Raw genomic sequence first — 25,819 nt, 5'->3', positions numbered from 1 at the left:
AATCGCGCGCCGGCGACACTGGCGACCGCGCCCCCGCCGTCGCCGCCGCCGCCGCGCAGACCAGCACGAGCATGAGCGACATCGCCGATCGCGGCCGCCTGCTCGCTGGCGCCTTCACCGCGATCAACGGCGACACGCTGCGCGCCAAGGCCGCTGCGGTCGAGGCGGTCGCGCTGGTCGGCGCGGGCAGCGCGCGCATGGACGGCCTCATGCAGTCGGCGCAGTCGATCGATGCCGTGATCGGACTGATCGGCGAGATCGCGGACCAGGTGAACCTGCTCGCGCTCAACGCGACGATCGAAGCGGCACGCGCGGGCGAGGCGGGACGCGGCTTCACCGTCGTCGCCAACGAGGTGAAGGCGCTCGCGAGTCAGGCCGGCGTCGCCGCCAGGCGCATCACCGCGCATGTCGAGGAGATTCGCGACGGCATCGTCCAGGTCGCCGAGGGGCATGCCCAGGTGGAAATGGCGATCGCCGCGATGGCACGGCTGTCCGAGACGGTGGAGGACGCGGTCGGCACCCAGAAGGACACCACCAGCCTGATCGCGCTGACGGTCGAGGAAGCCGTCGCGGCGGGCGCCCAGATCCACAGCGACGTCGAGGCGATCGGCGCCACCGCGCGCTCGGCCTCGACCAGCGCGGGCGAGATGGGCGGCCTCGCCGGCCGCATCCGCGCCGAGGCCGATGCGCTCGGCAACACCGTCAACGCCTTCCTCGCCGAGCTGCGCGCGGCGTGAGCGACTTCAAAAACCCTCCTCCGCCAGGGGGAGGTGTCAGCGAAGCTGACGGAGGGGGAGGATGCCAGAACGATCGCTGGGAGTCCTCCCCCTCCGTCGCGCTACGCGCGCCACCTCCCCCTGGCGGGGGAGGATCGAACGCCCTGTCCCCGCCCCTTAACCACCCCCTTGCAATGTTGGATTTCGTCTGCTCGACTTCCGCTGCCGATACGGCGCCCGCCGGCCGGCCGCTCTTTGAACCTCGGATCACCCATCGGCGCCTCTCTCGTGCGCGATAGTGTAAAGACAGTGTATACTTTCAGCCGGCGAAGGCCTCGATCGCCTCGCCGATCACGCCATAGATCCGCCCGAGATCGTCGTCCGAGATGCAATAGGGCGGCATGACGTACACGGTATTACCGAGCGGCCGCAGCAACACGTCGCGCTCGCGGAAGAAGCCCATCAGCTGCGGTCCGAGCGCGGAGAGGTAGGCGCCTTCTCGCTCCTCCAACTCCATCGCGACAATCGTTCCCAATTGCCGGAGATTATTGACCTTTTCTTCAAACCGAGCGGACAGCTCCGCCTGCCGCCGCGCCAGGTCGGCGACCCGCTCCAGTACCGGTTCTTCAGACCAGATCTGAAGATTGGCGACCGCCGCGGCGCAGGCGATCGGGTTGGCGGTGTAGCTCGACGAGTGGAAGAACATCTTCGAGCGGTCGTCCGACCGGTGACTCGCGAAGATCTCGCCGGTCGCCATCGTCACGGCAAGCGGCAACGACCCGCCGGTCAGCCCCTTGGACAGGCACAGCAGGTCCGGCACCACGTCCGCCTGCTCGCACGCCAGCAGCGTGCCGGTACGGCCCCATGCCGTCATCACCTCGTCGGCGATGAACAGGACGCCATGCGCCGCGCAGAGCTCGCGCAGCGCCTTGAGCACCCACGCCGGATACATCTTCATGCCCCCGGCGCCGAGCACCAGCGGCTCGACGATCAGTCCCGCCGGCCGCTGTCCGCAGAGCCGTTCGAACGCGTCGATCGTGACCTGCTCGTGCCCGGCCTCGGGAAACGGGATCACGTCGACGTCGAACAGCAGCGGCGCATAGCTCCTGTTGAACACCCCCCGCTCGCCGACCGACATGCCGCCGACCGTGTCGCCATGATAGCTCCCCGCCATGACGACGATGCGATGCCGGTCTTCGCGGCGATTGGCGAAATGGCCGAGCGCCATCTTGAGCGCGACCTCGACGCTGGTCGACCCGCTGTCGGAGAAGAAGACGTGCTCGAGCGGCCGCGGCATCATCGCCACCAGCTGCCGCGCGACCGTTTCGGCGGGCTCGTGCGTCCAGCCGGCGAAGATCAGCTGGTCGAGCCGCTCCGCCTGCGCCCGGATCGCCGCCATGATGCGCGGATGGCAATGCCCGTGCGTCGTCACCCACCAGGACGAGATCGCATCGATCACCCGCCGCCCGTCCGCAGTGAACAGCGCCGCGCCCTCGGCACGGGTCACCAGCGGCACCGGCTCGTCCAGCCCATGCTGGGTGAATGGGTGCCAGACCGGCGAGCTCATCCGAGCCCCGCCGCATCGAGCCCCGCCGCCGCCTCGCGCAGCGCCGCCGGCGTCAGCGGATCGAGCACCGCCAGCCGGCCCAACGACCGCACCCGGCCGATCGCGCAGATCGTGGCTTGGCTATCCGCGACCTCGTCGCCCGAGAACAGCATCCCCGCGATCGGCACGCCCCGCGCCCGCAGCGCCTCGATCGTCAGCAGGCTGTGGTTGATCGTCCCCAGCGCCGTCCGCGCGACGATCACCACCGGCAGCCTCCAGCGCGCGAACACATCGGCGAACAGCAGCTCGCGCGTCAGCGGCACCAGCGCTCCGCCAGCGCCTTCGATCACCACCCGCCCCGGCGGCGGCGCGAGCCGATCGGGATCGATCGTCACCCCGTCGATCTCGGCTGCACGATGCGGCGAGCAGGGCGTCGCCAGCCGATAGGCCTCGGGCAGCACCTCGACTCCGGCGAGCCGCGCGACCGCCTCGCTGTCGGTCTCCTCCTCCAGCCCCGCCTGCACCGGCTTCCAGTAGGAAGCGCCCAGCCGCCAGGCGAGTGCCGCCGCGGCGACGGTCTTCCCCACCCCCGTATCGGTGCCGGTGACGACGATCACGCCAGCGTCTCCGCCAGCGCATCGATCTCCGCCTCGCCCACGTTGAGGGTCAGCGAGATGCGCAGACGCGCCGTGCCCGGCGGCACCGTCGGCGGCCGGATGCCGCGGACGTCGAAGCCCTTCGCCTGCACCGCCGCGGCGCGGACCATCGTCTCGGTGTCCCCGCCGACGATCAGCGGCAGCACCTGCGATCCGGTCGGTGTCACTCCGACCGGCGCCAGCCTCCGCTCGGCATGCGCGATCAGCCAGTGCAGCGCCTCGCGCCGCTGCGGCTCCTCGGCCACGATCCGCAGCGCCGCGCGCACGGCCGCCGCCATCAGCGGCGAGGGCGCGGTCGAGAAGATAAACGGCCGTGCGCGGTTGACCAGGAAATCGATGAACACCTGCGGCCCGCACACCAGCGCCCCTTCGCAGCCGAGCGCCTTGCCGCAGGTATGCAGCGTGACGACGTTGGGCCGCCCCTCCAGCGAGGCGGCGAGCCCGCGTCCGGCCGCGCCCCACACGCCGGTGGCATGCGCCTCGTCGACCAGGAGCATGGCGTCATGGCGATCCGCCACTGCCGCCAGCTCGGCGATCGGCGCGCGGTCGCCGTCCATCGAATAGAGGCTCTCGACCGCGATCCACGGCGTGCCCTTGCCACCGGCAACACGCCACGCGGCAATGGCGTCATCGGCCGCCTGTGCGTCATTGTGCGCAAAGGCGACCGCGGGCGACCGAGCCAGCTTCATCCCGTCATGCGCGCTGGCATGGACCAGCGCGTCGTGCACGATCAGGTCGCCCGGCTGCGGCAACGCCGCAAGCAGCGCCACGTTCGCGGCGAAGCCGGTGGCGAAATACAGCGCCGCCTCGCTCCCGAACATCGCCGCCGCCTCGGCCTCGAGCGCGACGATCTCGGGATCGTTGCCGCGCAGCAGCCGCGATCCGCCCGACCCCACCGCGACCCCGCGCGCCAATGCCCCGGCCACCGCCTCGCGCAGCCGCGGATCGTTCGCCAGCCCGAGATAGTCGTTGGAGGCGAAGTCGACGCCCGCCCGCGGCGCCAGCGTCCGATACCGGCCCGCCTCGCGCAGCCGCGCCAGGTCGCCGCGATGGAATTCTCCGTTCACGCCGGGCGCTATGCCAGCCCCGCGCGCTTTAGCAATGCCTCGGCCTGTTTGAGGTGCGGGGCGTCGATCATCTTGCCGTCGAGCTGAAGCGCTCCCGCCTCCGGATTGGCCGCGAACGCCGCCACGACGCGCCGGGCATGTACCACCGCGTCCTCGGACGGCGTGAAGGCCGCGTTGATCACCTCCACCTGCGCCGGATGGATCGCCATCATGCCCGTGAACCCGTCCCGCATCGCCCGCGCGCAATAGGCCTTGAGTCCGTCGAGATTGCGGAAATCGGGATAGACCGTCTCGATCGCCCGGACCCCCGCGGCATGCGCGCCGAACAGGGTGAGCGCGCGAATCATCTCATAGGGCGGCGTGTAGCTCCCGTCGGTCTCGCGCGACGACACCGCGCCGATCGCCGCGGGCAGATCCTCCGCGCCCCAGGTGATCCCGGCCAGACGCGGCGAGCAGCCGGCATAGCTGCCGAGGCCAAACACCGCCGCCGGCGTTTCGGTCGCGATCGGCAGGATGCGCGCGGCGATCCCGCCCAGCATCGCATCGAGCGAGGCGACATCCGCGCCGCTCTCCGCCTTGGGCAGCACGATCCCGTCGGCGCCGTGCGCCGCGGCGAGATCGTCCCGCGTCATGCCCGAATCGAGCGGATTGATCCGCACCCACAGGCTCACCTCGCTGCGCGTCCCGGCCAGGAACGCCGCCACCGCCTTGCGCGCCGCGCCCTTGTTCGCGGCTGTCACCGAATCCTCGAGATCGAGGATCAGCGCGTCCGCGCCACTCGTCAGCGCCTTCTCCATCCGGTCGGGCCGGTCGCCGGGGACGAACAACAGTGAACGCAGCTTCATGATGGCACCTCTCCCGCTCGCCCATGCCGCCGCACGGGGCGGCGAACAAGAAGGGACTTGAACCCGGCGCCCCGCACGTCATATGCAGCGCTCGCCCGGGCGGGTGTAGCTCAATGGTAGAGCAGAAGCTTCCCAAGCTTACGACGGGGGTTCGATTCCCCTCACCCGCTCCAGATTCCCTTAGAGCTCGACGATGCGGTCGCCCAGCCGATCGGCCTCGGCCGCGTCATGGGTGACCATCAGCATCGGCAGCGCGGTCTCGTCGCGCAGCTGCTCGATCACCGCCATGGTCTCTTCGCGGCGCGCGCGGTCGAGCGACGACAGCGGCTCGTCGAGCAGCAGGAAGCCGGGCTTCGCCAGCAACGCCCGTGCGATCGCGACGCGCCGCACCTCGCCGCCCGACAGCGTGCGCGGCCACCGGTCGAGCAGGTGCGCGATACCGAACCGCTCGGCCAGCGCCGCCAGCCCGGCGATATCCTCGCCGCTGCCGTAGAGCAGGTTGGCGCGGACGCTGAGATGCGGAAACAGCCGCGCGTCCTGGAACACATAGCCGGCGCGGCGGCGCTCGGGCGGCATGTCGACCCCGGCCGCCGCGTCGAACAGCGTCTCACCGCCGACCCGAACATGGCCCCGATCCGGGCGCAGCAGCCCCGCGACCATGTCCAGCACGCTGGTCTTGCCGACGCCCGAAGGGCCGAACAGCACGGTGATCCCTGCCCCGCCCTCGATCCGGCAGGCGATCTCCGTGTCGCCGCGACGTTTCTCGACCGCGATGTCAAAGGGCATGGATACCCCGCCCCGCCCGCCGCGCGAGCAGCTCCGACCCGACCAGCGCGGCCAGCGACAGCGCGACCGAGACCAAGGCGAGCCGCAGCACCTGCGCTTCGCCATCGGGCGTCTGAAGCGCGGCGTAGATGGCGAGCGGCAAGGTCTGCGTCTCGCCCGGCACGTTCGAGACGAAGGTGATCGTCGCGCCGAACTCGCCAAGCGCGCGCGCGAACCCCAGCACCGCCGCCGCCAGCACGCCGGGCAGGCTCAGCGGCAGCGTGATCGTCCGGAACACCCGTCCCCGTCCCGCGCCCAGCGTCCGCGCCGCGTCCTCCAGCCGCCGGTCGACCGCCTCGATCGACAACCGCATCGCACGCACCATCAGCGGCAGCGCCATCACCCCCGCCGCGATCGCCGCGCCGGTCCAGCGGAACATCACGCTCGCGCCGAACCAGCGCTCGAGCCAGCCGCCGATGAGTCCGGAGGGCGCGAAGGCGAGGAGGAGCAGCCAGCCAGTCACCACCGGGGGCACCACAAGCGGGAGGTGGACCAGTCCGTCGACCAATATCTTCCCCGGGAACCGCCCCCGCGCGAGCAGATAGGCGAGCGCAAACGCCAGCGGCAGCGTCGCGGCGGTCGCCACCAGCCCGACCTTGAGCGACAGCGCGACCACCGGCCAGATGCCGCCCTCGAGCATCAGCGGCGCGAGAAACCGAAGCGCGCAAAGATCGCGCGCCCTTCGCTCGACAGCAGGAACCGCCGGAATCCCTCGGCTTCGGGATGCGAGGAGGTGCGCAACCGCGCGAGCGGATAGACGATGGGCGGATGACTCGCCTGGGGAAACACCCCCGCCACGCGCACGCGCCGCGACGCACGCGCGTCGGTCGCGTAGACGATGCCGTAGGGCGCCGCGCCGCGCTCGACCAGCGCCAGCGCCGCGCGGACATTCTCGGCCCGCACCAGTCGCGATGCCGCGGCCTGCCACAGCCCGAGCTTGCGCAGCGCCGCCTCGGCATAGCGTCCGGCAGGTACCGAAGCCGGATCGGCCACCGCGATCCGCCCGCGCAACATCGCCGCCAGCGGGCGCCGCTCGACCGGCGCATCCGCCCGCGCGACCAGCACCAGCCGGTTGCCGAGGAACGACACCCGCGTCCCCGGCACGATCGCCCGTTCCCGATCGAGGAAGTCCATCCACTCCAGGTCCGCCGACACGAACAGGTCGGCCCGTGCCCCCGCCGCGGCTTGCCGCGCAAGCACCGAGGAGGCCGCGAACGACAGCACGGGCCGCGCATGACCACGCCGCGCCCAGGCGTCGGCCGCCGCGGTCATCGATTCGTGCAAGCTCGCCGCCGCCAGCACCAGCGGCCCCTCACGCCGCTGCGCCTGGGCCGGCGCGACCACCAGCGTCAGCGCGGCTCCGAACAGCCAGCGGCGAGAGACCGCCATCGCGCTATTCCACCGTCACCGACTTGGCGAGGTTGCGCGGCTGATCGACATCGGTGCCCTTGGCCACCGCGACATGATAGGCGAGCAGCTGCACCGGCACAGCATAGACGATCGGCGTGATCAGCGGATGCGCCCTGGGCATCTCGATCGTCGCCAGGCACCCCTCGCCCGCCGCGGCGATTCCCTGGGCGTCGCTGATCAGCACGACCTTGCCGCCGCGCGCCTGCACTTCCTGCATGTTGCTCACGGTCTTCTCGAACAGCGGCCCCGACGGCGCGATCACGATCACCGGCACATTCTCGTCGATCAGCGCGATCGGCCCGTGCTTCATCTCGCCCGCGGCGTAGCCCTCGGCATGGATGTAGCTGATCTCCTTGAGCTTGAGCGCACCTTCGAGCGCCAGCGGATAGTCGGTCCCGCGCCCGAGATAGAGCACGTCGCGCGCGCCCGCGACGGCGCCCGCCATCGCCTCAATCGCCTCGTCATAGGCGAGCGCGGCGTTGAGCGCGGCCGGCGCCTCGGCGAGGTGGCGGACGATCTCCTTCTCCTCGGCCGCATCCATCCGCCCCTTGGCCTTGGCGAGGTTGGCGGCGAGCGCGGCGAGTACCGCGAGCTGGCAGGTGAACGCCTTGGTCGACGCGACGCCGATCTCGGGCCCCGCATGCGTCGGCAGCAGCAGGTCCGCCTCGCGCGCCATGGTGCTGGTCGGAACGTTGACGACCGCGGCGATCGTCTGCCCCTCGCTCTTGGCATGGCGTAGCGCCGCAAGCGTGTCGGCGGTCTCGCCCGACTGGCTGATCACGATCATCAGCCCGCCCTCCTCCATCACCGGCGCACGGTAGCGGAACTCGCTCGCGACATCGAGGTCGACGGGCACGCGCGCGAACTGCTCGAACCAGTATTTCGCGACCATCCCGGCATAGAAGCTGGTGCCGCACGCCACGATCGTCACGCGCTTCACCGCCGACAGGTCGAAATCGGGGATCGGCAGCGTGACCTTGTCCTCGAGCCGCTGGAGATAGGCGCGCAGCGTCTGCGCGACGACGATCGGCTGCTCGTAGATCTCCTTGGCCATGAAGTGGCGGTGGTTGCCCTTGTCGATCAGCTGGCCCGACGCCCCCGAATTGACGATCGGGCGCTCGACCGGATTGTTCGCCTGGTCATAGACCTGGACGCCCTCACGCGTCAGCACGACCCAGTCGCCCTCCTCCAGATAGGAGATGCGCTGGGTAAGCGGCGCCAGCGCCAGCGCGTCGGAGCCGAGATAGGTCTCCCCGTCCCCATACCCCACCACCAGCGGCGAGCCGAGGCGCGCGCCGATCAGCATGTCGGGATGGCTGCGGAACAGGATCGCCAGCGCGAACGCACCGTGCAGCCGGGGCAGCACCGTCTTGACCGCCTCCACCGGATCGACGCCGTTCTCGACCTGCTCGCTGACCAGATGCGCGACGATCTCGGTATCGGTCTCGCTGTCGAACTTGCGCCCGCGTGCGAGCAGTTCCTCGCGCAGCGGCTTGAAATTCTCGATGATGCCATTGTGCACCAGCGCCACCTCGCCGGTGGCATGGGGGTGCGCATTGTTGGTGGTCGGTCCGCCATGCGTCGCCCAGCGCGTGTGCGCGATGCCGACCGTGCCGGCGAGCGGATCGGCGGCGAGCTCGCGCCCGAGATTGACCAGCTTGCCCGACGCGCGCCGCCGCGCGATCGCCCCGTCGACGATCGTCGCGATGCCGGCCGAGTCATAGCCGCGATATTCGAGCCGCTTGAGCCCGTCGAGCAGCCGGTCGGCGACGTCGTCATTGCCCAGGATACCAACGATTCCACACATGTGCCGGGTCTCTGCTCTAGAGGGTATAGGGAACGCGGATGCCCGGCATCGCCGCCGGGAAATCCGTAGTGTTGCGGGTCACGAGGACGCGGCCGCGCAGCATCGCGGTGGCCAGGATGACCGCGTCAGGCAGGCGTAGGCGCTGCCGCTCACGGCGCAGGCTTGCGGCTCGAGCAGCGATCTCGCCATCCATTTCGTCAATTCCAAATCCGGACAGCATGATCTCCGCGCGCCGAAGACCCTCGTCCGCGCCCTTGGACAGCACCTCGATCCACACGACGCGGCTGATCCAGGCGCGCGCGCCGCCCGATGTCGCGCGGCGCAGTTCGTCGCGCGCCGGCTCATAACCCTTGAGCGCATCGATCACGATATTGGTATCGAAGGAAAAGCCGCTCACTGGGCTGAAGGCTTCTTGGGTGCGGGATAGCGGCCCCCCTTCATCTCCAGCTGGATTTGCCGCTGGCGATCGTCCTCCGCATTGAACAGGTCGGGAAACTCGGCTTTCACCTGTTCATAGTCGTCGTCCCATGGACGCGTGGTCGAAGCCCGTTCGCGCCGCTGCCACTTGACGGCGTCGCCGATATCGTCGCGGTCCTTCCAGGCGCCGAAGCCGATCTCCAGCCAATCTTTCGGCGCATCCGCACGATAGGCCGACACCGCCTCGCGCAGCACCGCCGCGCGCGACTTGCCCAGCTCGGCAGCGAGCTGATCGAGCCATTTGATGTCCTCATCAGGCAGGTCGGCGAGGATGCGAGTCATGATGATATCTCGATATCATATCGCGATATCATGTCAATCATGCCAGCGCCTTCAGTGCGGGAAATTGGTGTCCACGAACGTCCGGGTGAATTCGACCGGATCGGGCCGATAGCCCTGCGCCGCGGCGAACTTCGCCGATCCCTTCTCCCACAGCTCGCGGATCGCGCCCGCCATGCCGTCGGGAAACTGCATCCGCTGGACGACCATCGCCCGCCAGTCGCCCTCGCCGCCGAAGGTCTCGCGGAACTTGGGCTCCATCGCGGTCAGTTCCCGGTCGCTGTCCGCATCGAGCTGCCCGATCGCATCGAGCACATAGTAATCGAGCAGCCTCAGGAACGGCTTGCCCGCGTAACGGTCGCTCATTTCGCCTCCTTTGCGCGCGATCATCATCGCGCGGAACCGCTTCGCCCAGCCCGGCTTGGCGGTCTGCTCGGGCCGTACCAACGCCAGCGCGTCGGCCTCGACATCCTTCGTCACCACCGACCCCGCGGCGACGATCGCGCCGTCGCCGATCGAGACCGGCGCGACCAGCGCGCTGTTCGATCCGATGAAGGCGCCCGCACCGATCCGCGTGCGGTACTTGAAGAAGCCGTCATAATTGCAGGTGATCGTCCCCGCGCCGATATTCGCGCCCGCGCCGACCTCAGCATCGCCGAGATAGGTCAAGTGGTTGGCCTTGGCGCCCTTGCCCAGCACGGCCTTCTTCATCTCGACGAAATTGCCGACATGCGCCTTCTCGCCCACAACCGCGCCGGGCCGCAGCCGCGCATAGGGGCCGACGGTGGCGGCGGCGTCGATCGTCGCCCCCTCGATATGGCTGAAGCCGCGGATCGTCACCCCGTCGGCTACGGTCACGCCCGGCCCGAAGATCACATTGGGCTCGATCGTCACGTCGCGGCCAAGGAGGGTATCATAGGCGAACCACACCGTCTCCGGCGCGATCAGCGTCGCGCCGTCGGCCATCGCCTGCGCGCGCCGCGCCCGCTGCCATTCCGCCTCGAGCGCGGCCAGCTCGCCGCGGCTGTTGACCCCCGCCACCTGGACCGCATCGGTCTCGACCACCGCCGAGCCGCGCCCGTCCGCCGCGGCCAGCATGACGATGTCCGGCAGATAATATTCGCCCGCGGCATTGTCGTTGCCCACTCGCTTGAGCAGCGCGAACAGGTCGGCCGCGCGCACCGCCATCAGCCCCGAATTGCACAGGGTCACCGCGCGCTCCTCGGGCGAGGCGTCCTTGTATTCGACCATCTTCACGATCCGCCCGCCCGGCTCGGCGACGATCCGGCCATAGGCGCCGGGATCGGCCGGGCGGAAGCCGAGCACCGCCACCGCGGGCGAGTCCGCCTCGTGCAGCCGCGAGATCATTCGCCCCATCGTGTCGCCGCTCACCAGCGGGACATCGCCATAGAGGATCAGCACGTCGCCGTCGAAGCCCGCCAGTGCCGCCTCCGCCTGCGCCACAGCGTGCCCGGTGCCGAGCTGCTCGGCCTGGTGCGCCACCGCCACGCCGTGCGGCGCGACCGCCGCCTCGACCTGCTCGCGCCGCGCGCCGACCACCACCACCGTCCGCTCGGGCGACAGTTCCGCAACCGTGTCTACCAAGTGCAACAGCATTGGCCGCCCCGCGATCGGGTGCAGCACCTTGTGCGTGTCGGACTTCATGCGCGTGCCGCTGCCGGCGGCCAGGATGATCGCGGCGATGGGTGGCGTGGTCATGCTCGAAACGGCCTCCGTGACGCGGCCCTGCCACGATCATCTTGCTATTTCCATAGCGCCGCGGGCATTTGGCCGCACATGACCGATTTCCCCTTCGACATCGTCGGCTTCGACCTCGACGGCACGCTGTTCGACACCAGCGCGGACCTCGCCGCCGCCGCCAATCACGCGCTCGAGCTGGTCGGCCGCCCCACGCTGTCGCTCGATGCGATCAAGCCGATGATCGGCCGCGGCGCCAAGCACATGCTCGAACGGGGCCTAGAGGCGTCGGGCGGGCTCGACGCCGCGACGATGGCGCGCGCCTATCCCGCGCTGCTCGAATATTACGAGAGCAATCTCAGTCGCGGCACCACCGCCTTTCCCGGCCTGATCGAGGCGCTCGACGAACTCGAAGCGCGCGGGGTCAAGCTCGCCATCGTCACCAACAAGTTCGAGCGGTTCGCGGTGAAGCTCGTCGCCGAGCTCGCGCTGCACCACCGCTTCGCCTGTGTGATCGGCGGCGACACGATGGGCAAGGGCAACGCCAAGCCCTCGCCCGAGCCGATCCACGAGATGATCCGCCGCTGCGGCGGCGGCCGCGCAGCGTTCGTCGGCGATTCGATCTACGACATCCTCGCCGCGAAGAATGCCGGAATCCCGAGCATCGCGGTCAGCTTCGGCTTCCTGATGCAGCCGGTCGAGGAACTCGGCGCCGACGCGGTGATCGACGGCTATGACGAGCTCATGCCCGCGCTCATGCGGCTGGGCGGTAGCCCTTTAGCCACTTCGTCCACAGGTGCCTCGCCAGCATGAGCGGGGGCATGCGCAGCCAATGGCCGCGCAGGTAGAAGGCCAGCTCGGTCAGCTTGCGCGTCGGCTGTCCCCAGCCATCGCGTGCCAGCATTCGGCGCACGTAGAGACGGTCCGCCGGCGTCAGCCGCGCGCCCTCGCCGAACAGTGCGGCGGACAGGCGTAGCGCCCGTTCCGCCTCGCGCACCAGGCCATGCTGCGCGGCGCAGGCGGCGAGCTTCAGCTCGAACTCGGCCCCGCCGAACTCGTCGAGCAGGCAGCGAATGTCCCACAGATTGCGCAGCCCGCCCTGCAGGTCGCCATCGGCGAGCAGGTGCGCCGCTGCGTGCACGATCATCCCCTCGGGCGGCAGCACCGAGAGGCCGTTGCCCAGCTCGATCCGGCTCGCGATCAGCGCCGCCGCGTCGGGCGTGATCCGCGCGGTGAGCGGCAGGATCGTGTGGTGCACATCGATCATGCGGTCGCGCTCGCGGTGGATCAGCGGCGGCAGCTCGTGCATCCAGCGGCGGTAATAGGCGTCGTCATAGGGATCCGGCTTGACCCATTCCCACCCCGCCGCGAGCAGCGCCGCCTCGGCCTCCTCGATCCGCTCGCGCGGCACCAGGATATCCAGGTCGCCGATCTGCCGCCCCATGCCCGCCGACAGTCCCGCCGCGACGAACGCGGTACCCTTGAGCAGCACCACCGGCATGCCCGTGCCGGCAAGCGCACGCCGCGCCATCTCCGCCTCCCACAGCGCCGCCAGCCGCCCCTGCTCGACGGCCGCGCGCGCATCGGCGAGCACGCGCCGCGCCGCCTCCGGCATCGCCAGCCCGTCGACCCGCCATGCCAATGTCCCGATCAGCTGCTCGGCGCGCGCCGCCGCGAGCAGCGCGGTCCAGCCCGCCGCATCCAGCGCCTCGACCGAAGCCGGATCGCCCAGCGCCCGCGCCAGCAGTGCCCCGCTCATGCGAGTTCGCGCCACAGTCGCTCGACCGTCGCGATCGCCGTCGCGGTGTCGGGATAGTCGATCGCCCGTGCTGGCACCCCGCGTACGAGGCCGGTGAGTGCGTCGAACCCCGTCTCGCCCAGCGTCACATAGTTGGTCGAAGCCTGAGTCAGCCGCACGAAGCACTCGCTCGCGAACACCTCGCGCTCGGCCGCCTCGAACCCGAACGAGGGGAACAGCACCAGCGCCGGTGCCGCCGCCTCGCCCATTGCCGCGATCGCGCGCGCATCGGGCACGAGGTGCCGGATCGTCCCTTTGGGCGTGCCCTCCAGCAGCGGGCCCCAGCGCCCACTGGGCAGCTCGCGTTCCATTACTCCGATCGCTGCGTTCTTGAGGCTGATCAGCCGCGGAAAGCCGTGAATCTGTCCCGTTTCGGGATCGAGCAGCGCGAACTCGTCGCCCATCAGCCGCCAGCCCCGCGCCATCAGCAGCGCCGCCAGCGTCGACTTGCCCGCCCCCGATTCGCCGGTCATCAGCAGCGCCTTGCCGTCGCGCTCGACGGCGGAGGCGTGGAGCAGAAGATAGCGCCGCTGCCCCAGCGCCATCTGCAGGTTCATCCCCATTTCCGCCGCGAGCAACCCCTGCGCGAGCGGCAGTGGCGCCGCGTCGGGAATGACGAAATCCCCGCCGATCTGCACCGACGGCCGCAGCCAGCGCCGCCAGAAGCGCGCCGCGAACAGGCGAACGTTGAAATCGGGGATGCCCTCCTCGGGCGGAGGATAATCGCGGTACAGCTCTTCAAGCGCCGCGACCGGCGCGCGCCAGTCGCTGCCCACGCGGAACCCGACCGGACCGATCCGGAGCATCGTCGAATGGCGCATCAGACGCGCTCGACCAGCCCTGCGACGACCAGTTCATCGAGCCGCGCTTCGAGCGCCGCGCGGTCCGGGTCGACCAGATCGTGCGCCGTGGCGAGCGCAGCCAGCGTCTCGTCGAGCGTCAGCGCGGTCTCTTCCAGCGCCTCGAGCAATTCGGGCACCGGCGAATCGACGATATGAGTGATCCCCGAGGCGCGGTGATAGATCACCGTCAGCGCGTCGAGCGGGACGATCCGCAGCGTCGCGGCGGCCGCGGCGCGGTAACGGGTCACTTGTCCTCAGCCGCGCGGCATCTGGAGCGATGCGAAACAGGTGAAGCCGCTCGTCCCGCGCTGCAGGCGGCGGATATAGTTGGTATAGGCCCGGCTCTGGTCATAGGTCGTGCCGGGCAGGTTCGCGCCGCCCAGCGCCTGGCGCACTTCCTCGCCCTTGAACGCGCGGCCCGCGGGCGGGAAGGCGTCCTTGGTTCCCGCGGGGACCACCGATCCGTCGGCGGCAATATAGCTTCCGGCGCGGCCGGCGTCGGGCACGGGGATCTCGCAGTTCAGCACCGATCCCGCCGTCTGGGCGAGCGCCGGCTTGATCGAGACGATCGCCGACGCGCTCGCCGCGCCCAGCATCAGCGCTCGGCGGCTCGGCTTCTTCGGCAGCCCGGCGTCCTGGGAATTGTCGTCGCCCATCGTCTCTCCCTGCCACAGCTGCCTTTCACAAAGGTGAATCGCACGCAAGCGCCGAAGCGGTGGCGCGGCGTCCCATAACTGGTCTAGAGCCCCGGGGCATGCTTGGGCTTTCCGCACCTCGTATCGTGTTTGCCCTCGTCGCCGTACTGATCACGGCGATCGCGGCCTGGCTTGCGGCGGGGATCGAGGCGGGTGGCATCGCGCTGGTCGGCGCCGGCGTCGCGGCACTGGTCGCCGCCGCGCCGCCGGTCGAGCGTCCCGTACGCGACGCGCCGCCGCCCGCCCCGACCGAAGACAACATCGCCGATGCGGTCGAGGCCATCTTCGAGCCGGTCCTGCTCGTCGCCGCCAACCGCGTGATCGCCGCCAACCAGGCCGCGCGCACCCTGCTCGGCGCGCACATCCTGGGCCAGGACGTGCGAGTCGGCATCCGTCACCCCGCCGCCGCCGAGCGCCTGCTCAATCCCGACGACGCATCCTCGGGCGGGCCGGTCCAGCTCGTCGGGCTCGGCGCGCGCGATCAGCATTGGGAGATGCGCGTGCGCACGCTGCCCGGCGGACATCGCATCGTGCATCTGAGCGACCGCACCGGCAGCCACGCCGCGGACCGCATTCGCGTCGATTTCGTCGCCAATGCCAGCCATGAGCTGCGCACGCCGCTCGCCTCGATCCTCGGCTTCGTCGAAACGCTCGAGGACGCCGCCGACGATCCCGAGACACGCACCCGCTTCCTCGGCGTGATGGGCAATGAGGCGCGGCGCATGCAGCGGCTGATCGACGACCTCATGTCGCTGTCGCGAATCGAGGCCGAGAAGTATCGCGCGCCCGACACCTCGGTCGACCTGCCCGAGCTGGTCGACGAAGTGCATGGCGAACTCGCCGCGCTGTCGCCCGATCGCGCCGCCGACATTGTGATCGACAGCGACGTGGTCGCGCCCGTCCGCGGCGATCGCGTCCAGCTTTCACAGCTGCTCCACAATATCGTCGGCAACGCCATGAAATATGGCCGCGACGGCAGTCCGGTCACAGTGTCGCTGCGCAGCTCGGGCGGATCGATGGTGCGCGTGTCGGTCACCGACGAGGGCGAGGGAATCGCCCCCGAGCACCTTCCCCGCCTCACCGAGCGCTTCTACCGCGTCGATTCGAGCCGCAGCCGCGCCGCGGGCGGCACCGGGTTGGGCCTCGCCATCGTCAAGCACATCGTCGAGCGCCATCGCGGCCGGCTCGACATCGCCAGCACCGTCGGCGCCGGCACCACCGTAACGATTCTTCTGCCCGCTGCACCGCTTCCGGGGCCCGTGTCATCATAACGTAACCTAACTGCAACACAGGCCCGCCCGGGGGCGGCGATTAGGCCCTCGCCATGCGACTCGCACCACACGAGGATCAACAGATGCGCAGCTTCACCCCCATCGCGCTCGCGGCGCTGGCTCTCGCCGGCTGCAACCAGGAGGCGACTCGCGACCAGATCAAGGTCGTCGGTTCGTCCACCGTCTATCCGTTCACCACCGCCGTTGCCGAAGCCTTCGTGAACAAGAGCACCCACGCCAAGGCTCCGGTGATCGAGCAGGGCGGCACGGGCGCCGGCATGAAGCTGTTCTGCGGCGGCATCGGCGTCGCGCATCCCGACATCGTCAACGCCTCGCGCCGGATGAAGAAGTCGGAGCTCGAGCTGTGCCAGAAGAACGGCGTCACCGAGGTGATCGAGATCCAGATCGGCAATGACGGCATCGCGCTGGCCGAATCGAACGCCGGCCCCAAGCTGCAGCTGACCCGCAAGGACATCTACCTCGCGCTCGCCGCCAACCCGATGGGCAAGCCCAACACGGCGAAGACCTGGAAGGACGTCAACCCGGCGCTTCCCGCGGTGCCGATCAAGGTGCTCGGCCCGCCCTCGACCAGCGGCACGCGCGACGCCTTCGCCGAGCTGATCCTCGAAAAGGGCTGTGAAGAGGTGAGCCCGGAGGCCAAGGGTCTCAAGGAGTCGGACAAGAACAAGTTCGACAATCTCTGCCTGCTGATCCGCAGCGACGCCGCCTATGTCGATTCGGGCGAGAACGACAATTTGATCGTCCAGAAGCTGTCGACCGATCCCAACGCGCTCGGCATCTTCGGCTATTCCTATCTTGAGGAGAATGCGCAGCGCCTCCACGGCGTGCCGATCGACGGCGTCACGCCGACCTATGAGACGATCGCCGGCAACACCTATCCCGGCGCCCGCGCGCTCTACATCTACGTCAAGAAGCAGCATCTGAAGGCGGTGCCGGGGCTCAAGGAGTTCCTAGCCCAATATGCGCAGATGTGGGCGCCCGACGGTCCGCTGGTGAAGCGCGGCCTGATCGCCAGCCCGCAGGCGGCGCGCGACGCCTCCGCCAAGGCGATCGAGAGCGAGACGGTGCTCGACGCAGCGTCGCTGAAGTAGCAGCGTTGCTCATCGATCCGCTCATCGGCTCTGTTCCCCTGCGCAGGCAGGGGCCCAGGGTTTCAAAGGTCACCGCTCGTGGCTCCGGGCCCCTGCTTGCGCAGGGGAACGAGCTCTTCTTCGCAGTCGGACAACGATGAACCCCTACGTGCTTCTCTTCCTCGTCGCGGGGCTGGGCGTCATCGGCTGGCTCACCGGCCGCGCGCGCGCCGCGCGGTTCGGTGCGGCCAGCAAGCACCGCCTCCACTCGCTGCCGGGCCAGCACGGCCTGTATGTCGCGATGTGGACGGTCATCCCGGCGCTGATCTTCGTCATCGCCTGGTCGGTGCTGACGCCTTCGCTCGCCACCGACGCGGTGCTCAAGGCGCCGCAGGCATCGGCGTTGCCGATGTTCGGCTATGAGCGCGACGCGATCCTCAACGAGGTGCGCGCGCGCGCCGCGGGCGGCAATTACGGTTTCTACCCGCTCGCCGAGCAGCTCGCCCCGGCCTATCTCCAGGCGAGCCGCTTCTATGGCTGGCTCGGCACCGGCATCGCGATCCTGCTCGCCTTTGCCGGCGGCGCCTTCGCCTATACCCGCGTGAAGACCGAGTTCCGCGCGCGCACCCGGGTCGAGCGCACGGTGATGCTCGCGCTGCTGGTCGCGTCGCTGATCGCGATCCTCACCACGCTCGGCATCTTCCTGTCGCTGCTGTTCGAATCGCTGCGCTTCTTCGCGATGGTGCCGATCACCGACTTCCTGTTCGGTACCTTGTGGAGCCCGCAGGTGATCGACCCGGCCGATCCGGGCGCGACGCTCGGTGCGGTGCCGTTGTTCTGGGGTACCTTCTTCATCGGTGCGGTGATCGCGATGCTCGTCGCCATCCCGTTCGGCCTGATGAGCGCGATCTACCTCACCCAATATGCCCGCCCCCGGGTGCGCCAGTGGATGAAGCCGCTGCTCGAGATCCTCGCGGGCGTTCCGACCGTGGTCTACGGCTATTTCGCCGCGCTCACCGTCGGCCCCGCGATCCGCGACATCGCCGTGTCGCTCGGCTTCACCTACGCCTCCTCGGAAAGCGCGCTGTCGGCGGGCCTGGTGATGGGCGTGATGATCATCCCGTTCGTCTCCTCGATGGCCGACGATTCGATCGCCGCGGTGCCGCGCGCGATGCGCGACGGCAGCCTGGCGATGGGCGCGACGACGAGCGAGACGATCCGCCGCGTGCTGCTCCCCGCGGCGCTTCCCGGCGTGGTCGCGGGCGTGCTGCTCGCGGTCAGTCGCGCGATCGGCGAGACGATGATCGTGGTGATGGCCGCCTCGGGCGCCGCCAACGTCACGCTCAACCCGTTCGAGAGCGCCACCACCGTGACCAAGCAGATCGTCGACCTCCTGACCGGCGAGGCCGAGTTTGACAGCCCCAAGACCCTCGCCGCCTTCGCGCTGGGCCTGACGCTGTTCATGATCACCTTCCTCCTCAACATCGTCGCCCTGCGCGTCGTGAAGAAGTATCGCGAAGCCTATGAGTGAGCCCGTGAGCCTCTCGCCCGTCGACCGCGCGCCGACCGACTGGAAGACCGATGCGATGCAGAAGCGCATCCGCAAGCGCTATCGCTCCGAGCGCCGCTTCCGCGCGATCGGGATGGGCGCGGTCATCCTGTCGGCGGCGTTCCTGTTCTTCCTGCTTGCGACGATGATCGGCAACGGCGCTGCCGGCTTCATGCGCACCGAGGTCGCGCTGCCGATCGACTTCCAATCGGCGCCGCTCGAGGTCGACCGCGCGCAGCTCGGCACGCGCGGCGCCGACCTCGCGCTTGCCGGGGCGGGGCTTGAGAACCGGGTGAAGGCGGCCGCCACCGCCGCGTTCGGCGCGAAGGGCGAGGAACTGCTTGCCGAGAACGCCTGGACCGCGGTGCGCGACGCGATCAAGGACGATCCCAATTTGCTCAGCCAGAGCGCGCACATCTGGGTGCCGGCGTCGAGCGAACTCGATGCCGCGGCCGATGGCGGCGGCGAGCCCGAGTTCCGCCAGGCGGTCCAGCAGCTGCGCGCGCGCGGGGCGTTGCAGAGTGGCTTCAACGCCGGCTTCCTCAACCGCGCCGACTCGACCGATCCCACCGCGGTCGGCATCTGGGGCGCGCTCAAGGGCTCGATCCTGACCATGCTCGTCACGCTGCTGATCGCCTTCCCGATCGGCGTGCTGTCGGCGGTCTATCTCGAGGAATATGCGCCGAAAAACCGCTGGACCGACCTGATCGAGGTATCGATCAACAACCTCGCGGCGGTGCCCTCGATCATCTTCGGCTTGCTCGGGCTCGCCGTTTTCCTCGGCACGCTCGGGCTGCCCCGCTCGGCACCGTTGGTGGGCGGCCTCACGCTCGCCCTCATGATCATGCCGGTCATCGTCATCGCCGGACGCAACGCGATCAAGGCGGTGCCGCCCTCGATCCGCGACGCCGCGCTCGGCATCGGCGCGAGCCGGATCCAGGTCGTGTTCCACCACGTCCTCCCGCTCGCCTTGCCCGGTGTCCTCACCGGCACGATCATCGGCATGGCGCGCGCGCTCGGCGAGACCGCGCCGCTGCTGCTGATCGGCATGCGCGCCTTCATCGTCACGCCGCCCGGCGGGGTGTTCGATCCCGCCACGGTGCTGCCCGTCCAGATCTTCCTGTGGTCGGACGAGGTCAGCCGCGGCTTCATCGAGAAGACCAGCGCCGCGATCATCGTGCTGCTCGCCTTCCTGCTCGCGATGAACGCCCTCGCCATCTATCTTCGCAACCGCTTCGAGACCCGCTGGTGATGACCTCCGACATGACCCAAGTCGATTTCCACGAGACCGCCCAGACGGCCCACGCTCCGGCGCAGCCGACGGAACATCCGAAGATGGCGGCGCGCGGCGTCAACGTCTTCTATGGCGAGAAACAGGCCATCCGCGACGTCTCGATCGACGTCGACATGGAGAATGTCACAGCCTTCATCGGCCCGTCGGGCTGCGGCAAGTCGACCTTCCTGCGCACGCTCAACCGTATGAACGACACGGTGGCGAGCGCGCGGGTCGAAGGCGACATCGCGCTCGACGGCGAGAACATCTACGACAAGACGATGGACGTGGTTCAGCTGCGCGCCCGCGTCGGCATGGTGTTCCAGAAGCCGAACCCCTTCCCCAAATCGATCTATGAGAATGTCGCGTACGGCCCGCGCATCCATGGCCTGGCGCGCGCGAAGGGTGACATGGACCAGATCGTCGAACGCTCGCTCAAGCGCGCCGGCCTGTGGGAGGAGGTCAAGGACCGTCTCTCCGACAGCGGCACCGCGCTCTCGGGAGGCCAGCAGCAGCGCCTGTGCATCGCCCGCGCGATCGCCGTCGATCCCGAGGTGATCCTGATGGACGAGCCGTGCTCGGCGCTCGACCCGATCGCCACCGCCAAGATCGAGGAGCTGATCCACGAGCTGCGCGGCCGCTACGCCATCGTGATCGTCACCCACAACATGCAGCAGGCGGCGCGCGTCTCGCAGCGCACCGCCTTCTTCCATCTCGGCACGCTTGTCGAATATGGTGAGACCGACCAGATCTTTACCGCGCCCCGGCAGGAGCGCACCAAAGATTACATCACCGGAAGGTACGGCTAATGGCGACCGGTCACGAACATACCGTCAAGGCGTTCGACGAGGATATCGGCCATCTGCGTGCGCTGATCTCGCAGATGGGCGGTCTCGCCGAGGAAGCAATCTCGGACGCGATGCTCGCGCTCGAGCGCAACGATACCGAGCTCGCCAAGCAGGTCCGCGCCAAGGACAAGGCGATCGATGCGATCGAGTCCGAGGTCGAGAAGCTCGCGGTGCGCGTGATCGCGCTGCGCGCGCCGATGGCCGACGACCTGCGTGAGGTCGTCGCGGCGCTCAAGATCGCTGCCGTGCTCGAGCGGATCGGCGACTATGCCAAGAACATCGCCAAGCGCGTGCCGCTGGTCCACACGCCCGACACCGGCCGGATCGAAGCGATCTCCGTGCTGCCCGCGATGGCGCAGATGGCCGGCGACATGGTCCACGACGTGCTCGATGCCTTCGCCTCGCGTGATGCCGAGGCGGCGATCCGCGTGTCCGAGCGCGACAACCGGCTCGACGATTTCTACGACAGCATCTTCCGCACGCTGGTGACCTATATGGTCGAGAATCCGCGCACGGTGAGTGAGGTCGCGCACCTGCTGTTCGTCGCCAAGAATATCGAGCGGATCGGCGACCATGCGACCAATGTCGCTGAGATGGTCTATTTCGCCGCGACAGGGCAGTATCTGGCCGATCGCGATACGGATACCGCGGAGAACTGAGCCTATGAGCCGCGCACGCATGCTGCTGGTCGAGGACGATGCGGCCCTCGCCGAACTGTTGACTTACCATTTCAAGCGCGAGGACTTCGACGTCCGCCACACGCCCGACGGCGAGGAAGCGCTGCTGCTCGCCAAGGAGAGCGCGCCCGACATCGTCCTGCTCGACTGGATGGTCGAGAGCCTGTCGGGGATCGAGGTGTGCCGCCGCCTGCGCCGGATGAGCGAAACCGCCAACGTGCCGATCATCATGCTGACGGCACGCGGCGAGGAGGAGGACCGCGTGCGCGGGCTCGAGACCGGCGCCGACGATTACGTCACCAAGCCGTTCAGCCCGCGCGAGCTCGTCGCCCGCGTCGGCGCAGTGCTTCGCCGGGTGCGCCCCGCCCTCGCAGGCGAGGCGCTGACCTATTCGGACATCGAGATGGACACGGTCGGCCACAAGGTGCGCCGCGGTGGCGACGTCGTGCCGCTCGGCCCGACCGAGTTCCGCCTGCTCAAGCATTTCCTCGAGCATCCCGGCTGGGTGTTCTCGCGCGAACGGCTGCTCGATGCGGTATGGGGGCATGACAGCGACATCGAGAGCCGCACCGTCGACGTCCATATCCGCCGGCTGCGCAAGGCGATCAACATCGGCAATCGCCCCGATATCATCCGCACGGTTCGCTCGGCCGGCTACGCGCTCGACGCCGGTCATTGAGCCCGGCCGCCCGGGAACGGGTGCGAAACGAGGGAAAGATTCCGCGCCTGATGCGTTGGCGGGCCGAGCGAAATCGCTCCGACCGACAAACGTCAGGAGAACATGCCATGAAGCTGCTCGCTCTTGCCGCAGCGCTCGCGATGACCGGCACCGCCGCCGTCGCCCAGGACACACCGGCCCCGCCGCCAGCTCAGGACACCGCCGCAACGGCGCCCGCACCGGCCGCTCCGGCCGCCGGTGAGGATCCGGCGGGCGGCTATCAGCCCGCAACCCCGCCGATGTCCGCCCCGGCCCAGCCGGGCCAGCAGGTGGTCTTCCAGGCCAATCCGCAGACCCCGACCCAAGCGTTCCCGCCGCCTCCGCCGCTGGACAAATATCCCGTCTGCAAAAAGGGTCAGTTCGACAATTGCCGCCAGCGCGGCGGCTGATCGCGACGGCGGTGTGGCGCTTGACGGCGCCGCGCCGCTTCAGCGCTTGACGATCCAGCTCCGCTTGGCGAGCCGCAGCATCGGCACGCCGCAATAGGCGCAGCGGCTCTCATAGGTGCCGCCCACCGGGCGCACCTGGGTTTCCGAACGCGCGTGCTTGCCGCGCATGCAATTGAAACGGCCGGACAACCACCGAAACATGTTACGCTCCCCCCGGAGTTGACCCGGACGACATGTCTTAGTTCTTGCGTCGCCGTCGAGAGCGATTCAACCCTTACGCCGCGTTTACCCCCTTTTCGTCTCCCTTGCGGTCCACCGGGGCAGGCGGCACTACTGACCTCGCAACCAGGGAGGGGACATGAGCATCAGCTTCGACGGACGCGTCGCCATCGTCACGGGCGCGGGCGGAGGCCTTGGCCGCGCCTATGCGCTCGAGCTCGCGCGGCGCGGCGCCAGGGTCGTGGTCAACGATCTCGGCGGCAGCCGTGACGGCACTGGCCATTCGGACACGGCGCTGAAGGTGGTCGAGGAGATCGAAGCGGCCGGTGGCTCGGCGATCGCGAACGGCGGCAGCGTCACCGACTATGCCCAGATGGAAGAGATGGTCGCCCGCGCCGTGGAGAAATGGGGCGGCGTCCATGTCGTGATCAACAATGCCGGCGTGCTGCGCGACAAGAGCTTCGCGAACATGGAGCCGGAGGACTTCCGCTTCGTCGTCGACGTCCACCTCAACGGCTCGGCCAACGTCACCAAGGCGGTGTGGGCGACGATGCGCGAGCAGAATTACGGCCGCATCCTGATGACCGCCTCGTCGACCGGCCTGTTCGGCAATTTCGGCCAGGCGAATTACGGCGCCGCCAAGCTCGGCCTCGCCGGCCTGACCAAGACACTCTACCTCGAGGGCGCGAAATACGACATCCGCGTCAACACCATCGCGCCCACCGCCGGCACGCGTATGACCGAGGACATCTTTCCCGAAGCCGCGTTCAAGGCGTTCACGCCCGAAAGCGTGGCGCCGGCGGCGCTCTTCCTGGTCAGCGAGGACGCGCCGACCAACATGATCATCGGCGCCGGGGCGGGCGTGTTCCAGGCCGCCTATGTCACGTTGACGCCCGGCGTGCGGCTCCAGGGCGACGAGCTCACGCCAGAGGGAATCGCCGCGAACTGGGCGGCGATCACCGACCGGATGGGCGAGATCGTCCCCAAATCGGGGAGCGAGCAGGCGATGACGATCATGGCGAAGCTCCAGCGCTGACGCGCGCGTCGCAGGAGGCGATCACGTCATCAAAACTACCCGAAATGGCGACACTCTCATGGCCATTCGCGCAAAATGAGTAGCTGACGCGTTGCGCATCGCGCCAATTCCGCCTTCACTTCACCTCGAATTGGGGGAATTCAAGGCGTTGGTGCGTTGTAACGTCATAGCTGGGTTGCCGTCGCACGATGGCGTTTGAACCAGCCCAACAGCATCAGGCTGCGGCGCCTCTGCAGGGACCGTTGTTCGAGGGATTGCTGGCGGAATTCGCGGCCTGCGCCATGTCGGCGGGGATCGCCGCGCTCGGCGCGCCCAACCGCGCGATGATCTTCGCCGCCGCCGCCCGCGCATGCGGCCCGTTCGATGCCGGGCCGGGCCGCTCGCACCCGGTCAGCGTCAACGCGCTCGCCGCCTCGCTCGCGCGCCCGTTCGAGACGATCCGCCGCCAGGCCAACATGCTGATCGACGCCGGGCTGCTCGTGCGCAGCGACGCCGGCCTCGCAGTGCCGCTCCAGGTGATCTGCGACCCGCGCGCCGCGCAGATGGCGGACCAGTGCCACGACTTGCTCGTGCGGCTGGTGGAGGACGTGCGCGCCGCCAATTTCATGCTGTCCGAGCCGCGCCCCGGTGTGACCTACGACCCGCGCGGCGGGATCGGCATCGCCTTCGACCTGCTGCTCGCCACGGTCGAATGCCACCACCAGCGCCGGGAGAATTGGACACGCCTCGCGCTGATCTTCGCGATCGAATGGGCCAATCGCCGCTTCGCCCACAGCGCGGGCCCGCATCTCGCGCCGGTCAAGCCCAGCACCGTGGCACGCATCCTCGGCCTTCCCTACGCGACGGTGTCGCGCAACATCGAGACGCTGGTCGCCGCCGGCAAGCTCCGCCGCGTGCCCGAGGGGCTGCTGATCGCGCCCGATCTGCTCGACGGTCCGGCGGCCGCCGATGCACGGCTCGCGCTCGCCAATCGCGCGCGGCAATTGCTCGGCCGGCTCAGCCAGATCGGCTTTCCGCTCGATCGGCCGGCCGGGGCCTATATCGGCAGCCGGCCCCCGCTCCCCGCCCTCGGCTGAGCGCGCGACCGGAACTCCGCCGCCCCGCCACCCGTTCCTGCTGCATATCCCCGACAGGAGACGCAGCATGCCCAGCCCGCAGGAACTTCAGGAGAAATTCTGGAAAGCGCTCGACGATGACCGCACCATCTTCCTCGGCCTCGACGGAGTCGATGACGGCCACGCCCAGCCGATGACCGCGCTGCGCGACACCGAGCACGACGGCGGCCCGATCTGGTTCTTCACCACCAGGGACAATGGCCTCGTCCAGTCGCTGCGCGAGGGCAATCGCGCGATGGCGCATTTCGCGTCGAAGGGACACGAGCTGTGGGCGACGATCCACGGCAACCTCGTCCCCGACAACGACCGCGCGATGATCGACAAGCTGTGGAACCCGTTCGTCGCTGCCTGGTACGAAGGCGGCAAGGACGATCCCAAGCTCCAGCTGCTCCGCCTCGACGCCGAACGCGCGCAGATCTGGCTCAACGAGAACAGCCTGTTCGCCGGCGTGAAGCTGCTCCTCGGTGTCGATCCAAAGCAGGACTATCGCGGCAAGGTCGCCGACGTCTCGCTCGCCTGACCCGCCCTTGGCCAAAGGATCGACTCATGCCCTATGTGAAGACCAAGGACGGCACGGACCTCTACCTCAAGGACTGGGACGGCGGCGGCCGTCCGGTCGTCCTCATCCATGGCTGGCCGCTGTCGGCCGACAGCTGGGACCCGCAGGCGATCGCGCTCGCCGAGGCCGGCTTCCGCGTGATCGCCTATGACCGGCGCGGTTTCGGCCGCTCGTCGCAACCGTGGAGCGGCTACGATTACGACACGCTCGCCGACGACCTCGCCGAGGTGATGCAGGAGACCGGCGCCGATCGCGACGCCAGCCTGGTCGGCTTCTCGATGGGCGGCGGCGAGGTCGCGCGCTACATGTCGCGCCATGGCGGCAAGGGCGTGGTCTCGGCTGCGCTGATCGGCTCGGTGGTGCCCTATATGCTTCGTACCGACGACAATCCCGACGGCGTACCGCAAGCACAG

General features: G+C 69.1%; 29 protein-coding genes, 1 tRNA gene and 1 pseudogene. 15 read left to right on the top strand and 16 right to left on the bottom strand.

Going from position 1 to position 25,819, the window contains the following annotated elements:
• Positions 1–737, top strand: a 737-nt coding sequence (locus ABDV68_RS09035; RefSeq protein WP_343519510.1) for a methyl-accepting chemotaxis protein, incomplete at its 5' end; no start/stop codon positions are given.
• A gap of 298 nt (positions 738–1,035) precedes the next feature.
• Here the strand turns inward: ABDV68_RS09035 and ABDV68_RS09030 are convergent.
• The 4 genes from ABDV68_RS09030 to ABDV68_RS09015 are packed head-to-tail and all read right to left on the bottom strand — an operon-like array spanning position 1,036 to position 4,830.
• The gene (locus tag ABDV68_RS09030; protein ID WP_343519509.1) at positions 1,036–2,283 is read right to left on the bottom strand and encodes an adenosylmethionine--8-amino-7-oxononanoate transaminase; all 1,248 of its coding nucleotides are present in this window, start codon (positions 2,281–2,283) and stop codon (positions 1,036–1,038) included.
• Entirely contained in the window at positions 2,280–2,879 is a 600-nt protein-coding gene (bioD, locus tag ABDV68_RS09025) for a dethiobiotin synthase (protein WP_343519508.1), read from the bottom strand. The genes ABDV68_RS09030 and bioD overlap by 4 nt, the downstream gene beginning before the upstream one ends.
• A complete protein-coding gene (locus tag ABDV68_RS09020) occupies positions 2,876–3,985 on the bottom strand; it encodes an 8-amino-7-oxononanoate synthase (RefSeq protein ID WP_343519507.1) in 1,110 nt (369 codons plus the stop codon). The genes bioD and ABDV68_RS09020 overlap by 4 nt, the downstream gene beginning before the upstream one ends.
• 8 nt (positions 3,986–3,993) lie before the next feature.
• Entirely contained in the window at positions 3,994–4,830 is an 837-nt protein-coding gene (locus tag ABDV68_RS09015; protein WP_343519506.1) for a CoA ester lyase, read from the bottom strand.
• Between the two features lie 99 nt (positions 4,831–4,929).
• Between ABDV68_RS09015 and ABDV68_RS09010 the strand changes: the two genes are divergently transcribed.
• Positions 4,930–5,003: transfer RNA gene (locus ABDV68_RS09010), tRNA-Gly, on the top strand.
• Positions 5,004–5,010: 7 nt separating this feature from the next.
• Here ABDV68_RS09010 and ABDV68_RS09005 read toward each other — a convergent pair.
• The 7 genes and pseudogenes from ABDV68_RS09005 to glmU all read right to left on the bottom strand — a co-directional run.
• Positions 5,011–5,616, bottom strand: a complete 606-nt coding sequence (locus ABDV68_RS09005; RefSeq protein WP_343519505.1) for an ATP-binding cassette domain-containing protein — start codon at positions 5,614–5,616, stop codon at positions 5,011–5,013.
• The gene (gene modB / locus ABDV68_RS09000; protein WP_343519504.1) at positions 5,606–6,295 is read right to left on the bottom strand and encodes a molybdate ABC transporter permease subunit; all 690 of its coding nucleotides are present in this window, start codon (positions 6,293–6,295) and stop codon (positions 5,606–5,608) included. The genes ABDV68_RS09005 and modB overlap by 11 nt, the downstream gene beginning before the upstream one ends.
• Complete coding sequence (gene modA / locus ABDV68_RS08995; protein ID WP_343519503.1) at positions 6,295–7,044, bottom strand: molybdate ABC transporter substrate-binding protein; 750 nt, start codon at positions 7,042–7,044, stop codon at positions 6,295–6,297. The genes modB and modA overlap by 1 nt, the downstream gene beginning before the upstream one ends.
• Positions 7,045–7,048: 4 nt before the next feature.
• On the bottom strand, positions 7,049–8,872 hold the full coding sequence (glmS, locus tag ABDV68_RS08990) for a glutamine--fructose-6-phosphate transaminase (isomerizing) (RefSeq protein WP_343519502.1): 1,824 nt from the start codon (positions 8,870–8,872) through the stop codon (positions 7,049–7,051).
• 16 nt (positions 8,873–8,888) lie between these two features.
• The gene (locus tag ABDV68_RS08985) at positions 8,889–9,269 is read right to left on the bottom strand and encodes a PIN domain-containing protein (RefSeq protein ID WP_343519501.1); all 381 of its coding nucleotides are present in this window, start codon (positions 9,267–9,269) and stop codon (positions 8,889–8,891) included.
• On the bottom strand, positions 9,266–9,631 hold the full coding sequence (locus ABDV68_RS08980; RefSeq protein WP_343519500.1) for a ribbon-helix-helix domain-containing protein: 366 nt from the start codon (positions 9,629–9,631) through the stop codon (positions 9,266–9,268). The genes ABDV68_RS08985 and ABDV68_RS08980 overlap by 4 nt, the downstream gene beginning before the upstream one ends.
• A gap of 369 nt (positions 9,632–10,000) precedes the next feature.
• Positions 10,001–11,347: pseudogene (glmU, locus tag ABDV68_RS08975) on the bottom strand (bifunctional UDP-N-acetylglucosamine diphosphorylase/glucosamine-1-phosphate N-acetyltransferase GlmU); the annotation flags it as partial.
• 78 nt (positions 11,348–11,425) lie between these two features.
• Here glmU and ABDV68_RS08970 point away from each other — a divergent pair.
• Positions 11,426–12,139: an HAD-IA family hydrolase gene (locus tag ABDV68_RS08970; protein ID WP_343519499.1), complete on the top strand. Its 714-nt coding sequence runs from the start codon at positions 11,426–11,428 to the stop codon at positions 12,137–12,139.
• On the opposite strand, the gene ABDV68_RS08965 is transcribed toward ABDV68_RS08970, so the two are convergent.
• Genes ABDV68_RS08965 through ABDV68_RS08950 form a run of 4 tightly spaced genes read right to left on the bottom strand, consistent with a single transcriptional unit; the run spans position 12,081 to position 14,622 of the window.
• The gene (locus ABDV68_RS08965; RefSeq protein WP_343519498.1) at positions 12,081–13,085 is read right to left on the bottom strand and encodes a nucleotidyltransferase family protein; all 1,005 of its coding nucleotides are present in this window, start codon (positions 13,083–13,085) and stop codon (positions 12,081–12,083) included. The genes ABDV68_RS08970 and ABDV68_RS08965 overlap by 59 nt on opposite strands.
• The gene (locus tag ABDV68_RS08960; protein ID WP_343519496.1) at positions 13,082–13,945 is read right to left on the bottom strand and encodes an HprK-related kinase A; all 864 of its coding nucleotides are present in this window, start codon (positions 13,943–13,945) and stop codon (positions 13,082–13,084) included. Before ABDV68_RS08960 ends, ABDV68_RS08965 begins: the two co-directional genes overlap by 4 nt.
• Complete coding sequence (locus ABDV68_RS08955; protein ID WP_343519495.1) at positions 13,945–14,214, bottom strand: HPr-rel-A system PqqD family peptide chaperone; 270 nt, start codon at positions 14,212–14,214, stop codon at positions 13,945–13,947. The genes ABDV68_RS08960 and ABDV68_RS08955 overlap by 1 nt, the downstream gene beginning before the upstream one ends.
• A 6-nt stretch (positions 14,215–14,220) precedes the next feature.
• The gene (locus ABDV68_RS08950; protein ID WP_343519494.1) at positions 14,221–14,622 is read right to left on the bottom strand and encodes a hypothetical protein; all 402 of its coding nucleotides are present in this window, start codon (positions 14,620–14,622) and stop codon (positions 14,221–14,223) included.
• Between the two features lie 98 nt (positions 14,623–14,720).
• Here ABDV68_RS08950 and ABDV68_RS08945 point away from each other — a divergent pair, with 98 nt between their 5' ends.
• From ABDV68_RS08945 to ABDV68_RS08910, 8 genes are all read left to right on the top strand, one after another.
• Positions 14,721–15,932 carry an ATP-binding protein gene (locus ABDV68_RS08945; RefSeq protein ID WP_343519492.1) on the top strand — a complete coding sequence of 404 codons (1,212 nt, stop codon included), beginning with the start codon at positions 14,721–14,723 and terminating at the stop codon, positions 15,930–15,932.
• Between the two features lie 83 nt (positions 15,933–16,015).
• Entirely contained in the window at positions 16,016–17,044 is a 1,029-nt protein-coding gene (locus ABDV68_RS08940) for a substrate-binding domain-containing protein (RefSeq protein WP_343519491.1), read from the top strand.
• Between the two features lie 136 nt (positions 17,045–17,180).
• Positions 17,181–18,554, top strand: coding sequence for a phosphate ABC transporter permease subunit PstC (pstC, locus tag ABDV68_RS08935; RefSeq protein ID WP_343519490.1), 1,374 nt, complete (start codon positions 17,181–17,183; stop codon positions 18,552–18,554).
• Positions 18,547–19,824 carry a phosphate ABC transporter permease PstA gene (pstA, locus tag ABDV68_RS08930; RefSeq protein ID WP_343519489.1) on the top strand — a complete coding sequence of 426 codons (1,278 nt, stop codon included), beginning with the start codon at positions 18,547–18,549 and terminating at the stop codon, positions 19,822–19,824. The genes pstC and pstA overlap by 8 nt, the downstream gene beginning before the upstream one ends.
• 83 nt (positions 19,825–19,907) lie before the next feature.
• The gene (pstB, locus tag ABDV68_RS08925) at positions 19,908–20,654 is read left to right on the top strand and encodes a phosphate ABC transporter ATP-binding protein PstB (protein ID WP_343519511.1); all 747 of its coding nucleotides are present in this window, start codon (positions 19,908–19,910) and stop codon (positions 20,652–20,654) included.
• The gene (gene phoU / locus ABDV68_RS08920; protein ID WP_343519487.1) at positions 20,654–21,352 is read left to right on the top strand and encodes a phosphate signaling complex protein PhoU; all 699 of its coding nucleotides are present in this window, start codon (positions 20,654–20,656) and stop codon (positions 21,350–21,352) included. Before pstB ends, phoU begins: the two co-directional genes overlap by 1 nt.
• A 4-nt stretch (positions 21,353–21,356) precedes the next feature.
• Positions 21,357–22,049 carry a phosphate regulon transcriptional regulator PhoB gene (gene phoB, locus ABDV68_RS08915; RefSeq protein ID WP_265119327.1) on the top strand — a complete coding sequence of 231 codons (693 nt, stop codon included), beginning with the start codon at positions 21,357–21,359 and terminating at the stop codon, positions 22,047–22,049.
• A gap of 107 nt (positions 22,050–22,156) precedes the next feature.
• Positions 22,157–22,477 carry a hypothetical protein gene (locus tag ABDV68_RS08910; protein WP_343519486.1) on the top strand — a complete coding sequence of 107 codons (321 nt, stop codon included), beginning with the start codon at positions 22,157–22,159 and terminating at the stop codon, positions 22,475–22,477.
• A gap of 39 nt (positions 22,478–22,516) precedes the next feature.
• Here ABDV68_RS08910 and ABDV68_RS08905 read toward each other — a convergent pair whose 3' ends face one another.
• A complete protein-coding gene (locus tag ABDV68_RS08905; RefSeq protein WP_343519485.1) occupies positions 22,517–22,645 on the bottom strand; it encodes a hypothetical protein in 129 nt (42 codons plus the stop codon).
• 190 nt (positions 22,646–22,835) lie between these two features.
• Between ABDV68_RS08905 and ABDV68_RS08900 the strand changes: the two genes are divergently transcribed.
• The 4 genes from ABDV68_RS08900 to ABDV68_RS08885 all read left to right on the top strand — a co-directional run.
• Positions 22,836–23,732 (top strand): SDR family NAD(P)-dependent oxidoreductase, encoded by an 897-nt coding sequence (locus ABDV68_RS08900; RefSeq protein ID WP_343519484.1) that lies wholly within the window; start codon positions 22,836–22,838, stop codon positions 23,730–23,732.
• Positions 23,733–23,974: 242 nt separating this feature from the next.
• Positions 23,975–24,808 (top strand): hypothetical protein, encoded by an 834-nt coding sequence (locus tag ABDV68_RS08895; RefSeq protein ID WP_343519483.1) that lies wholly within the window; start codon positions 23,975–23,977, stop codon positions 24,806–24,808.
• A gap of 67 nt (positions 24,809–24,875) precedes the next feature.
• The gene (locus ABDV68_RS08890) at positions 24,876–25,367 is read left to right on the top strand and encodes a pyridoxamine 5'-phosphate oxidase family protein (protein ID WP_343519482.1); all 492 of its coding nucleotides are present in this window, start codon (positions 24,876–24,878) and stop codon (positions 25,365–25,367) included.
• 26 nt (positions 25,368–25,393) lie between these two features.
• Positions 25,394–25,819: alpha/beta hydrolase (locus ABDV68_RS08885; RefSeq protein ID WP_343519481.1), on the top strand; the 426-nt coding region annotated here is incomplete at its 3' end.

Source organism: Sphingomonas sp. (genome assembly GCF_039595165.1).
In the GTDB taxonomy this organism is placed as follows: Bacteria; Pseudomonadota; Alphaproteobacteria; order Sphingomonadales; family Sphingomonadaceae; genus Sphingomonas.
Note: the sequence above shows the minus strand (reverse complement) of the source record. Positions and strands in the feature narration are given on the sequence as shown.